We start from the raw sequence: 12,694 nt of genomic DNA on the forward strand, positions 1-12,694 counted from the left end.
CTTTTCACAATAAAAGGAGACAGGCGATGGAGCGCTTCGATGTCGTGATCGTGGGCGGCGGCTCGGCGGGATGCGTGCTGGCGCATCGGCTGTCGGCGGTGCCGTCGCTGCGCGTCGCGCTGATCGAGGCGGGCGCGGATACGCCGCCCGGCGCCGTGCCCGAGGCCATTCTCGACAGCTATCCGATGCCGGTCTTCTGCGGCGATACCTACATCTGGCCCGACCTGAAAGCGAAGGCCACGAAGGATGCCGCGCCGCGCGTGTACGAGCAGGGCCGCGTGATGGGCGGCGGCTCGAGCATCAACGTGCAGTCGGCCAATCGCGGCCTGCCGCGCGATTACGACGAATGGGCCGCGAACGGCGCCGATGGCTGGGCGTGGCGCGACGTGCTGCCGTACTTTCGCAAGCTCGAACGCGACGTGAACTTTCCCGGCGGCGAGATGCACGGCAGCGACGGCCCGGTGCCGATCCGCCGCATCATGCCCGACGACTGGCCGGCGTTCTGCCACGCGTTCGCAAAGGGTCTGCGCGAGAACGGGGTTGCGCAGTTGCAGGACCAGAATGGCGAGTTCGGCGACGGGTTCTTTCCCGGCGCGTTCTCCAATATCGACGATCGGCGCGTGTCCACGGCCATCGCCTATCTCGACGAGGCCACGCGCAGGCGTCCGAATCTCGCGGTCTACGCGAAGCTGCGCGTGGAACGCATCGTGATGGACGGCGCGACGGCGCGCGGTGTCGTCGCGATTGCGGAGAACGGCGAGCGCGTTCAGTTCGATGCGGACGAAGTCGTGCTGAGCGCGGGCGCGCTGCAGTCGCCGGCGATGCTGATGCGCGCGGGCATCGGCGATGCGCGCGAGCTCGCGGCGCTCGGCATCGCGTGCGAAGTGGACTTGCCGGGCGTCGGACGCAATCTGCAGGATCATCCGTCGCTGACGTTCTGTCATTTTCTCGAGCCGCGCTTTCGCATGCCGCTCGCACGACGCCGCGCCAGCATGATGGCCGCGCGTCTGAGTTCCGGCGTCGCGGACTGCGATGCCTCGGACCTGTATCTGTCGAGCGCGACGCGTGCGGCGTGGCATGCGCTCGGCAACCGGCTCGGACTCTTCTTTCTGTGGTGCAACCGGCCGTATTCGCGTGGCCGCGTGCAGCTCGCATCGCCCGATGCGGCCGCCGCGCCGCGCGTCGATCTCAATCTGCTCGACGACGAACGCGATGTGCAGCGCCTCGCCGCGGGCGTGCGGATGCTGGCGAGCGTGGTCCACGCATCGGGACTCGGGCGCAGTTCGCGCGACTTCTTTCCGGCGGCGTTTTCTGCGCGCGTGAAGGCGCTGAGCCGGGTCGGCGAGGGCAATGCGCGCCTCACGTCCGTTCTCGGCGTGCTGCTCGATGCGCCCGCGCCGGTGCGCCGTTTCCTCATCGAACGCTTCTTCACGCGCGGACTGAAGATGGACGCGCTGCTCGCCGACGACCGCGCGCTCGCCGCGTTCATCCGCGCGAACGTGTTCGGCGTGTGGCACGCGAGCGGCACATGCCGCATGGGCGGCGCGGAGGATCGCGATGCCGTCACGGATACCGAAGGGCGCGTGCACGGCGCGCGCGGCTTGCGCGTCGTGGATGCATCGCTGATGCCGAGGCTGCCATCGGCCAATACGAACATACCGACCATCATGATCGCCGAGAAGATCGCCGACGCGATGGTCGCGCAGCGAAGCGCGAGCATGGCACCGCCGCTCGCCGCCGCGTACTGACACTGCTCGAGCAATTTCGTTTTTCAATCGTAACAAGAGCACGCATCCATAAAAGCGTGCCTGCGGTAATCCAAAGGAGATACACATGTCCGTAGCAGCGCAAGACGGAGCCGCCGTGCTTCCGGCAAATCAGCGGCAGATCATGGGTGCAGTGATGGCGTCGTGCATCGGCTGGGCCCTCGATCTGTTCGACTTGTTCGTGTTGTTGTATGTGGCGCCGGTTGTCGGGCGTCTGTTCTTCCCGTCCGAACACGCGATGCTCTCGCTCGCGGCGGTCTACGCTTCATTCGCGGTGACGCTGCTGATGCGTCCGCTCGGCTCCGCGCTCTTCGGCTCGTATGCGGATCGTCGCGGCCGCAAGGGCGCCATGATCTTCGCGGTCGTCGGCGTCGGGTTGTCCACTGCGGCTTTCGGCGCGCTGCCGACGGTCGCGCAGGCCGGCATCGTCGCGCCGATCCTCTTCCTGCTGCTGCGTCTCGTGCAGGGCGTGTTCGTCGGCGGCGTGGTGGCGTCGACGCATACGATCGGCACCGAATCGGTCGCGCCGAAATATCGCGGCGCGGTGTCGGGGCTGATCGGCGGCGGCGGCGCGGGACTCGGCGCGCTTCTGGCATCGCTCACCTTTCTCGCGATGTCCGCGCTCTTTCCCGGCGATGCCTTCGACGTGTGGGGCTGGCGCTGCATGTTCTTCACCGGGATCGTGAGTTCGGTGCTCGGTCTCTTCGTCTTCAACAGTCTCGAAGAGTCGCCGCTGTGGAAGAAGCTCGCCGCCGAAAAAGCTGCGAAGGCCGCGGCGAATACCGAGCGCGCAAAGGCCGAAGTCGTGCGCTCGCCGATCCGCACGCTGTTCTCGCGCGAGTACCGCGGCGTGTTGTTCGTGAATCTCCTGCTGACCATCGGCGGCGGCAGCGGCTACTACCTCACGTCGGGCTATCTGCCGACGTTCCTCAAGGTCGTGAGCCACGCGCCGAACGGGGCGGCCGCCGCGATCCTGATGATCTGCAGCGTGGCGGTGGTGATCGCATCGGTTTTGGCGGGGCATCTCAGCACGTTCATCGGGCGCAAGGGCGCGTTCATCTGGATCGGCATCATCCGGCTCGTCGCCTTGCCCGGCCTCTTTCTGCTGTTGCCGACGGCAGAAAGCATCACGATGATCGGCGTCTATGCGGTGTTGTTGTCCGCGCTCGGCAGCGCCGGTTACGCGCCCATACTGATCTTCCTGAACGAGCGCTTTCCGACCGCGATTCGCGCGACCGGAACGGGCCTCTCGTGGAACATCGGCTTCGCGATCGGCGGGATGATGCCGACCTTCGTCTCGCTCGTCGCGAAGGATGCGAGCCAGTTGCCGTCGACGCTCGCGATTTTCGTCGGCGCGATCAGCGTGATCTTTCTCGTCGGCGCGTTCGTGGTGCCGGAGACGCTCGGCAAGCTCGAGAACGGCAACGCGGGCAGTCCTTCGTGACCTTCACGGCGCGCGTCATTCCGGCGCGCGCGTCGTCACGCGTCCGATCTCCTCGGCGATGATCGCGATCAATGCCTCGGCGGCCGGCCCGATCGGCCGCTTCGGATGCGTCACCTGAATGATGTGGCGCACGATGGGCGGCGCCGAGATCGTGCGTATGCGCAAGCGGCCTTCGTCCGCTTGCGCCTGCACCACGACGCGCGGCAGGATCGTCGCGACGCTGCTCTGCTCGACGAACTGCACGATGGTACTCAGCAGATCGATCTCGAACTTCGGCTGGATGACGACATCGGCCGCCATCAGGGCGGCATCGAGCGCGCCGCGCAGACCGTTGCGCCGCGTAGGCAACACGAGCTCGATGTCCGGCTGCCCGGTCAGATCGATCGTGCCGGGAAGCTCGGGGCCGTGCAGCGCGCTCGTCACCAGCACCATTTCTTCGACGAGCAACGGCTTGACGTCCAGCATCAGGCGTCCGCGCGGCTTGTTGATGATGGCCGCATCGAGCCGGCCCGATTCGACGGCGTCGATCAGTTGCGCGCTGAAGCCATCGGCGACGGATACTTCGACTTGCGGGAAAAGCGCATCGAAGCGGGCGAGCGATTCGGGCAATACGCTCTGCGCTTCCGACGAGACCATCCCAAGCGACACGCGGCCCGTCACGATGACATCGCGACGGCTCAGGTGCTCCCTTGCGTGGTCGATGTCGCGCAGGATCGGCGTGTAGAGGCGGTACATCAATCGTGCGGCTTCGGTGGGCGCCATGCCGTGCGGCCCGCGCTCGAAGAGCTTCTGCCGGATCTCGGATTCGAGTTTGGCGACCTGCATGCTGAGCGCCGGCTGCGCAATGTTCAGCCGCTTTGCGGCACGCGTGACGGTGCCTTCCTCGAAAAGCGCGATGAAGTACTGAATCTGCTTCAGTTCCATGAGACGGGGTGTGCGGGACGGTCCGTGAACATAGTACCGCGCGCCGTCTTTCAGGGGGCGGCGTCGCGTCGCCAACCGGAGAATCGAGTCGCCGGTTGCCTGCAACGAGACCGCCCCGGCCGCCGTCAGCTCATCGCGATGACGGCGATCTCCACCAGCAACGCAGGCGACGCGAGCTTCGCTTCCACGGTCGCACGCGTCGGCGCGCAGCCTTCGGGAACCCACGCATCCCACACTTCGTTCATGCCCGCGAAATCACGCGCGATATCCGACAGCCACACTTGCGCCGACACGAGACGGGTCTTGTCGATGCCCGCCTTGTCCAGGAAGCCATCGATCTTTTCGAGCACCTTTGCCGTCTGCAGCTTGATATCGGGCGTCTGATCCGCGGACGTCTGCCCGCCGATGAACACGAGTCCCGCCGCCTTCACGACGCGGCTCATGCGCTGATTGGTGTCGATGCGAACGATATCGCTCATTACTTGTTCTCCTTACGAAAGGGTTGGGGAATACGGATCAGTGCGTGACGAGCGGCAACGCATCGGCGGCTGCCGACGTGGCGCGCGCATGGAAACGGTCGATGGCGAATGCATCGAGCGACAGCGACGGCTCGCCGTCGAGCATGAGTTCGGAGACGAGCTTGCCGCAGCCCGGCCCGAGCTGAAAGCCGCTGCCGCAATAGCCGAACGAGTAGTACAAATTCGACGCCGTGCGGCTTGCCGAAATCACCGGCAGTTCGTCTTCGGTAAATGCTTCGACGCCCGCCCACGCGCGATTCACGCCGAGATGACGCAGATGCGGAAAAAGATCCGTGACCGTCTGCGCGCTTTTCACGAGGCGCATGAAATCGACTTCGCCGTGACGGTTCGCCAGTTCCGCGATGCCGATCAGCTTGCCGCCGATCACGACCGTGCCGTTGTCGAATTGCTTGAAGGACAGCGGACGGCCCGTCGCGCCGAGCGTCGCGCGGCAGAAGGGCGCGACCCGGTGCGTGACCATCAGCATCAGGCCTTCGGGATGCACGGGCACCGGCTCGCCCGCCTGCTTCGACAACTCGCCGGACCACGCGCCCGACGCGATGAGCATCTTCTGCGCGCCGAACGTGCCGCGCGGCGTCTGCGCGAACCATCGCTCGCCGCGCTGTTCGATGCGTCTCACCGGCGTGCCTTCCAGAAAGCGCACGCCCAGACGTTGCGCCGCGAGCCTGAAGGCAGTCGTCGTGCGGTACGGCAACGCGTAGCCATCGCGCTCGACCCAGATGCCGCCGGTCACGTGCCTCGCGAGCGCCGGTTCCAGTTCGAGCACGGTTTCGCGATCGATGATCTTCTCGTGCGTGAAGCCATGCGACGCCAAAAGCGCGACGCGTTCGCGGCAGGTTTCGAGCTCGGCTTCCGTTTCCGCGATCTTCAGTTGCCCCGACGGCACGAAGCCGCCATCCTCGCCCAGCAGATCGGTCATGCCGTGCCATATTTCGCGCGACATCAGCGCGAGCGGAATTTCGGGCAGCGGACGCCCGAGCGTGCGCACGCCGCCCGCGTTGACGCCCGACGAATGACGCGCCACGTAATCCGCTTCGAGCACGATGACTTTCACGCCGCGCTTCGCCAGATGCAACGCGCTGCTGGTGCCGTGCAGACCGCCGCCGACGACGATCACATCGGCTTCGCTGATTTCATTCACCGGCGAGTTCTCCGAGCGTGAGCGGTTTGATCGGCGGGCGAATGCGGTAATAGCCGACCTCGGCAGGCGACACGCGCCGCGCATCCGCGATGACTTCCGTCACCGTCAGCCCGCACATGCGGCCTTGGCACGGTCCCATGCCGCAGCGCCCGAACGACTTCGCCTGGTTCGGCCCGACGCAGCCCAGCTCGACGAACTTGCGCAACTCGCCCGCGGTGACTTCCTCGCATCGGCAGACGATGGTTTCGTTCTTCGGAATGCGGTTCACATCGCGCGGACGATACAGCGAATCGAGGAACGGACGGATGCGCAGAGCGCCCGCGAGATCGCGCCTGAGCGCCATCGCTTCGAGATCGCGCTTGCGGGTATCGATCGCGCCGAGTTGCGCCGCCACCGCGACGCCCGCGAGCGCGCCCTGCAAGGCCGCCGCCTGCGCGCCGCCGATCCCCGCGCCGTCACCCGCGACGAAGATGCCGGGCACGTCGAGCTCGCCCCATGCGTCGGTCTTCGGCGTGAAGCAGAGTTGCGCGTTATCCCAGCGATGCGTCGCGCGCAACGCCTGCGTGAACTGCGTATTCGGCACGACGCCCTGATGCAGCAGAATCACGTCCGCTTCGATGCGGTGCGCCGCGCCCTGCGTCGTGAAGCCGAGCGCGCTCGCATGCTCCACGCCGTCGGCGCCGGTGCGCGATTCGACGCGCAGGTCGTCGGCGGCCTCGAACATCGGCACGCCCGCTTCGCGCAGCGTGCGCATCAACTGCAGTCCTTTGCTGAGATACGGCCACGCGCGCAAGGCCGACAGCATGTGACGCTTCGCGCGCCAGCGGTCTTCGTGGCGCGTCGTGTCGACGAGCGCGCGAATCGGCACGCCCGCGCGGATGTACTGCCAGCCGAGCAGATAGAGAAGCGGTCCGCATCCCGCGAGAATCGGCGGCGCGGCAGGCACTTCGCCCGCGCTCTTGAGCAGGATTTGCGCGGCGCCCGCCGTCAGCACGCCGGGCAGCGTCCAGCCGGGAATCGGGAAAGGCCGCTCCATCGCGCCGCTCGCGAGAATCACGCGCTGGGCGTCGAAGCTGCCGATCCTGCCGTCCTTCAGATAGTTGATGCCGCGCTCGCGCGTGACCTGCCACACGGTCGCGCCCGTCAGATGCCGCGCGCCCGATGCCGCGAACGCCTGGGCGATCGCGCCGCCCGCCGCGTAATCGGGACCGAGAATCTCCTTGCGGCGCGCGTCCGCCCGGCCGATGCCGCGATAGATCTGTCCGCCGGCGGCGTCCTGTTCGTCGATCAACACGGTCTTGAGGCCCGCGCGCGCGGCACGCGTCGCGGCGCTCATGCCCGCGGGACCGGCGCCGATCACGACGACATCGACAGCTTCGGCATGCGACGAAACGAGTTCAGCGGCCATGTGCGTTCTCCAGCGATGCGTCAGCGGTATCGGTGCCGATCGAAGGGGGCAGATCGCGCGCGCCTTCCTGCGACCGGATGCGCATGCCGGCTTTCACTTCGACCATGCAGCTCTGGCGGCTCGGCACGCCGTCGATCTCGACGAGGCATTCGAAGCACGCGCCCATCATGCAGTAAGGCGCGCGAGGTGCGCCCGAAACCGGCGTCGCGCGAAACCGCGACACGCCCGCCGCGAGCAAAGCCGCCGCGACGGAGCGTCCGCCTTGCACGGTCAGCGCCCGGTCGTTGAAGAAGATGTCGATGCTCGCGCCGTCCGCGCCCGGCAGCGGCTTGAAAAGCGTAGGTGTCGATGAAGTCATGTCGTGCGTGCTCAATGTGCGGAGATGAGTTCTTTGGCGTGCTCGAAGCGGCGCGCGGAGAAGGTGGGCAGTTCGTCGGGAACCGGTGCGCCGAGAATCCACGGGGCGACGCGCATGGCGTGCGCGGCGGCGAGCGTCACGCCGCTGTGGCAGGTCACGACGAACGCGCCGGGATGCCGCTCCGACTGGTCATAGACGGGAAAGCCGTCGGGGCTGTAGACGCGCAACGCGGCCCACATGCGGACGAGGCGCACATGCTCCAGCAGCGGGAAGGCGCGCACCGCACGCCGGGCGATATCGGCGAGGACGGGCGTGGTCGTGAAATCGTCGAAGCCCACTTCTTCCATCGAATCGCCGAATTGCAGGCTGCCTTCGTCGGTCTGACGCACGTTGAGCGTCGGATAGTGCAGGAACGGTGCGACGCGCTCGCTTACCAGCACTTGTCCGCGATTGGGCGCGACCGGCGCATTCAGCCCGACGAACGGTGCGAGCGTGCGATTGCCGAGACCCGCCGCCAGCACCACGCGTCCCGCGCGATACGTGCCGCGCTTGCCCTGCACGACGAAGCCGTTCGCTTCGGGCACGATGCGCTCGGCGCGCTCGCCGGAAACGAGGCGCACGCCGCGCGTCTGCATCGACGTATGAAGGCCGCGCAGCAGTTTCAGCGGATTCACATGGCCGTCCATCGGCGTATAGCTCGCGCCGATCACCTTCGGCCCGACTTGCGGAATGCGCTCGCGCACTTCGGCGCCGGTGAGGATCTGATACGGGTAATCGCCGAGTTCGGCTTGCAGCGTCGAAAGGCGCTTTTCGCGGTCGGCGAGTTCGGCGTCGTTGAAGCAGAAGTGGAAGCCGCCGGGCTGGCGCAGCGCCACATCGACGCCCGATTCGGCGTGAAGCGACTCCGCGAGCGCAGGCCAGCGCACCGCCGACGAACGCGACCAGCGCGCATACGGCGACAGGCCGTAGCCCTTGCCCTGAATCCACACGAGGCCGAAGTTGCCGCGCGAGGCACGCAAGCCGCCGTCGTCTTCATCGAGCACGGTCACGCGCGCGCCTTCGCGGGCGAGACCATAGGCGACGGCGGATCCGACGAGGCCGCCGCCGAGAACGAGTACGTCGGGACTAGCAGAAGTCATCGGGCTTCTCCGATCAGAATACGGTCGAGTCCGACCATGCGGTCGAGCAGAATCATCAGGAGCACCGTGCCGACGATCAGCACCGCCGAGACGCTCGCGACCAGCGGATCGATCGTCTGCGCGATCTGGTTGTACATGGCGACCGGCAGCGTCGTGGTGCCGGGCGTGGCGACGAAAATCGTCATCGTCAGTTCGTCGAAGCTCTGGATGAAGGACAGCACCCAGCCGCCCGCGACGCCGGTGCGGATCATCGGCAACACGACGCGGCGAAACGCGGTGAAGCGGCTCGCGCCACAGGACAGCGCCGCGCGTTCGGCATCGCGGTCCAGGCCGACCGCCGACGAGAGCGCGAGCCGCAGCGCATACGGCAGTACGATCACCACATGCGCGCACACGAGCGACCAGAACGATCCCGACAGGTTCAGCATCGACAGGAAGCGCAGGAACGCGATGCCGAGCACGACGGCGGGAATCATCATCGGCGAGAGGAAGAAGCTCGTGAGCGCGGCGCGGCCGGGAAAGCGGTAACGCGCGATCGCCAGCGCGGCCGGCACGGCGAGCAGTACGCCGATGGTCGCCGCCGCGAACGCGAGCTTGATCGACAGCCAGAACGCCGACACGATGTCGCCGTTCTCGATGATCGCGTGGAACCAGCGCAACGATGCGCCGTCGAAGGGCATCGAAATGAAGCCCTTGTCGGTGAACGAGACGAGCATCACCATGACGAGCGGCGCGAGAATGAAAGTCAGGAAAAGCGCGTTGAATACGAGCGCGAGCGGGCCGTTCTGCTTCATGTGCGTGTCCTCGCGGTCAGTCGAAAATGTGCTTGAAGCGGCGCTCGGCGAGACGGCTGCATCCCATCACGATGGCCACGTTCGCGATCAGCAGCAACACGGCGATGCTCGCGCCGAGCGGCCAGTTCAGCGTGCCGAGAAACTCGTCGTAGGCGGCGGTCGCGACCACCTTGAGCCGCCGTCCGCCAATGAGCGCGGGCGTGGCGAACGCCGACGCCGACAGCGCGAAGACGATGATCGATCCCGACAGCACGCCCGGCATGATCTGCGGCAGCACCACGCGGCGAAACACCTTGAGCGGCGATCCGCCGAGCGAGCGGCCCGCCCATTCCACTTGCGGGTCGAGCTTCTGCATGTTGGCCCAGACGGACATCACCATGAACGGCACCAGCACGTGCGTCAGCGCGATGATCATGCCGGTCATCGTGAAGACGAGGCGGATGGGTTCCTCGGTGATATGCAGGGCTTGCAGCACGTTATTGAGCACGCCGTTGTTGCCGAGCAGAATCTGCCAGCCGAGCGTGCGCACGACGACCGAGATCAGCAGCGGCCCGAGCACGATCAGCAGACACAGCGATTGCCACGGCTTCTTCATGCGCGCGAGGATGATCGTCTCCGGCACGCCGAGCACGATCGACAGGAGCGTCACGCCCGTTGCGAGGCCCGCCGTGCGCAGAAAGATCGTGCCGTAGTACGGGTCGCTCACGACTTCCCAATAGTTCGACAGCGTGAACGCGCTGGTGATGCCGGCCGTATCGCTGAAAACGCGGAAGGAGAGGACGAGCGTGAGGATCAAGGGCACCAGCAGCAGGCCGGTGAACAGCAGCAGCGCGGGGCCGGACAAGAGCCACGGCGCAGCGCCGGGGCGAGCGTCGTCAAGCGTGGCCATGCAGCGTCTCCTTGCCGTCTTGCGTGAGCACGCGCAGGTCGTCGTCGGTCCAGTCGAGACCCACTTCGTCGCCTTCTTGCGGCGGCGGCGCGCCGTGGTTCGGCTGCGCGATGCGCAACTTGCCGAGCGCCGTCTCCACTTCGAGCAGCCATTGATTGCCGATGAACACACGCGTCGCGATACGTCCTCTGATGCGCGCATCGCCGTTGGCGAGATGCACTTTCTCCGGGCGAATATAGACATTCACCGCGCCATCGACGTGACGGCCTTCGTGCGGCACATGCAGTTCCGTCCCGGCGACGTTCACGACCGCGCAACGCGGATTGCGCTGCAGCACTTCGCCCGCGAACGCATTCGTGCGGCCGAGAAAGGTCGAAGCGAAGGGCGTCGCCGGACGCTCGTACGCATCGTAGGGCGTGGAGAGTTGCGCGATCTTGCCGCCATGCATCACCGCGATGCGGTCGCTCATGGTCATCGCTTCGACCTGATCGTGCGTGACGAGGATCGTCGTGATGCCGAGACGCTTCTGGATCGCGCGCAATTCGATGTGCATTTCCTCGCGCAGCTTCGCGTCCAGATTGGACATCGGCTCGTCGAGCAGCAACAGTTCCGGCTGCATGGCGATGGCGCGCGCAATCGCCACGCGCTGCCGCTGCCCGCCCGACAGTTCCTTCGGATAGCGATGCCCGAGGCCCTTGAGCCGCACCAGAGCGAGCGCCTCCTCGATGCGCTCTTCGCGCTCGCGGCGCTTCACCTTGCGCATCTCCAGCCCGAAGCCGACGTTGCCCGCCACCGTCATGTGAGGAAACAGCGCGTAGCTTTGAAACACCACGCCGATGCCGCGCTTCTCCGGGCGCTCGTTGGTGATGTCGCGGCCATCGAGCAGGATGCGGCCGCTCGTCGGCGTGACGAAGCCCGCGACCATCTGCAGTGTCGTGGTCTTGCCGCAGCCGGACGGACCGAGCAGCGAGAGAAATTCGCCGCGTTCGACGGACAGATCGACATGTTCGATCGCCGTGAAATCGCTGTAGCGTTTGGAGATGCCCTGAAGCGTCAGGAATGCCATGCGCGTGACTCCTTCGACAGATGCGGATGCGCGGCTTTAGCGCTCGACCGAACGGTTCCAGCGTTCCGTCCATTCCGTGCGATGCTGGTTGATCGTCGCCCAGTCGACGGCGGTGAGCTTCGACACCTGCTCGGGACCGTAAGGCACGCGCGCGGCGACTTCCGGCGCGAGCTTCACGGTCTTGTTGACCGGCCCGAGACCGATGTTCTGCGCTTGCAGCAGTTGCACTTCGGGCGTCAGCAAGTATTGAACGAATTCCTGCGACAGCTTGGGCTGCGCGTTTTCCGCGAGCACGCACGCCGCCACTTGCAGCGCGACCGCGCCTTCCTTCGGATAGACGAACTTGAGCGGAAACCCGGTGTTCTGCAACGCGACCGCGCGACCGCTGCCGTAGGGCGCGAGAATCACGTCGCCGGATTGCATCTGGCCATCCATTTCGCCGGGCGTCGGGGCCCACGAGAGCACATTGGGCGCGACTTGCTTGGTCATCGCCGTGAAGCCGGGGTCGATGTTCTTCTCGCCGCCGCCCGAGAGACGCGCGAGCATCACGAGGGTATGCAGGCCGTAAGTGTTGGTGATCGGCGGAACGCCGAGCTTGCCCTTGATGCGCGCATCGGTGAGCACTTTCCACGAGTCCGGCGGCGGCAGGCCGGCCTTCTTGAACGCTTCTTCGTTATAGCCGATGCCCGTCGCCACCATGCCGACGCCGATCGCCGTCGGGCCGAGTTTCGCGAGCGGATACACGTCGTTCATGATGGGCGCGTCGTCGAGCTTCGCGCACAGGTTCATCTGCATGGCCTGATACATCGGGCCGTCGTCCATCACCGCGACATTGATCTGCTGATGGCCCTTTTGCGCCTGCAACTTCGCGAGCGTGTCGCTCGAATTGCCCGCCACATAGACGACCTTCACGTTGTGCGCCTTCTCGAACGCCGGAATGATTTTCTGCCGATACAACTGTTCGTTCGAACCGCCGACATTGGCGACGTACAGCGTCGTGTCGGCCTGCGCGAGCATCGGCGCGGCAACGGCCGCCGAGAACGCGAGAGCGGCGATGACGCGACGTGCGGGAAGAGCGGACGGACGGCGATGCAACGCTTTTTTCATGACGAGGATCTCCATTGCGGGGGCGTGGGCGGGTGGGATTTGGAAGACATCTGGCCCATCGACGGATCGAGTGTCGCGCTGTCAATTCATATCGTCCAATACAAATAAAATACCTACCT

The 12,694-nt window shown here is 66.0% G+C and carries 12 protein-coding genes; 2 read left to right on the plus strand and 10 right to left on the minus strand.

The features are described 5' to 3' along the window. Positions 1-26 precede the first annotated feature (26 nt). Positions 27-1,748 carry a GMC family oxidoreductase gene (locus BG60_RS06580; protein WP_008348092.1) on the plus strand — a complete coding sequence of 574 codons (1,722 nt, stop codon included), beginning with the start codon at positions 27-29 and terminating at the stop codon, positions 1,746-1,748. An 85-nt stretch (positions 1,749-1,833) separates the two neighbouring features. Beyond that, positions 1,834-3,210: an MFS transporter gene (locus tag BG60_RS06585; protein ID WP_008348091.1), complete on the plus strand. Its 1,377-nt coding sequence runs from the start codon at positions 1,834-1,836 to the stop codon at positions 3,208-3,210. Between the two features lie 15 nt (positions 3,211-3,225). Here the strand turns inward: BG60_RS06585 and BG60_RS06590 are convergent, their stop codons facing one another. The 10 genes from BG60_RS06590 to BG60_RS06635 form a co-directional block, all read right to left on the minus strand. Continuing rightward, positions 3,226-4,134 (minus strand): LysR family transcriptional regulator, encoded by a 909-nt coding sequence (locus BG60_RS06590; RefSeq protein ID WP_008348089.1) that lies wholly within the window; start codon positions 4,132-4,134, stop codon positions 3,226-3,228. A gap of 125 nt (positions 4,135-4,259) precedes the next feature. Next, on the minus strand, positions 4,260-4,613 hold the full coding sequence (locus tag BG60_RS06595; protein ID WP_008348087.1) for a RidA family protein: 354 nt from the start codon (positions 4,611-4,613) through the stop codon (positions 4,260-4,262). Positions 4,614-4,650: 37 nt separating this feature from the next. Continuing rightward, on the minus strand, positions 4,651-5,814 hold the full coding sequence (locus BG60_RS06600; protein ID WP_008348086.1) for an NAD(P)/FAD-dependent oxidoreductase: 1,164 nt from the start codon (positions 5,812-5,814) through the stop codon (positions 4,651-4,653). Beyond that, on the minus strand, positions 5,807-7,222 hold the full coding sequence (locus BG60_RS06605; RefSeq protein WP_008348083.1) for an NAD(P)/FAD-dependent oxidoreductase: 1,416 nt from the start codon (positions 7,220-7,222) through the stop codon (positions 5,807-5,809). Before BG60_RS06605 ends, BG60_RS06600 begins: the two co-directional genes overlap by 8 nt. After that, positions 7,212-7,580: a (2Fe-2S)-binding protein gene (locus BG60_RS06610; protein ID WP_033536269.1), complete on the minus strand. Its 369-nt coding sequence runs from the start codon at positions 7,578-7,580 to the stop codon at positions 7,212-7,214. The genes BG60_RS06605 and BG60_RS06610 overlap by 11 nt, the downstream gene beginning before the upstream one ends. A gap of 11 nt (positions 7,581-7,591) precedes the next feature. Continuing rightward, entirely contained in the window at positions 7,592-8,719 is a 1,128-nt protein-coding gene (locus BG60_RS06615; RefSeq protein WP_008348080.1) for an NAD(P)/FAD-dependent oxidoreductase, read from the minus strand. Next, positions 8,716-9,513, minus strand: a complete 798-nt coding sequence (locus tag BG60_RS06620; protein ID WP_008348078.1) for an ABC transporter permease — start codon at positions 9,511-9,513, stop codon at positions 8,716-8,718. Before BG60_RS06620 ends, BG60_RS06615 begins: the two co-directional genes overlap by 4 nt. 16 nt (positions 9,514-9,529) lie before the next feature. Then, positions 9,530-10,402, minus strand: a complete 873-nt coding sequence (locus BG60_RS06625) for an ABC transporter permease (RefSeq protein WP_008348076.1) — start codon at positions 10,400-10,402, stop codon at positions 9,530-9,532. Beyond that, complete coding sequence (locus BG60_RS06630; RefSeq protein ID WP_008348075.1) at positions 10,389-11,468, minus strand: ABC transporter ATP-binding protein; 1,080 nt, start codon at positions 11,466-11,468, stop codon at positions 10,389-10,391. Before BG60_RS06630 ends, BG60_RS06625 begins: the two co-directional genes overlap by 14 nt. Before the next feature lie 36 nt (positions 11,469-11,504). Continuing rightward, complete coding sequence (locus tag BG60_RS06635) at positions 11,505-12,575, minus strand: ABC transporter substrate-binding protein (protein WP_008348073.1); 1,071 nt, start codon at positions 12,573-12,575, stop codon at positions 11,505-11,507. Positions 12,576-12,694: the final 119 nt, after the last annotated feature.

The organism is Caballeronia zhejiangensis, assembly GCF_000698575.1.
Taxonomy (GTDB): Bacteria; Pseudomonadota; Gammaproteobacteria; order Burkholderiales; family Burkholderiaceae; genus Caballeronia; species Caballeronia zhejiangensis.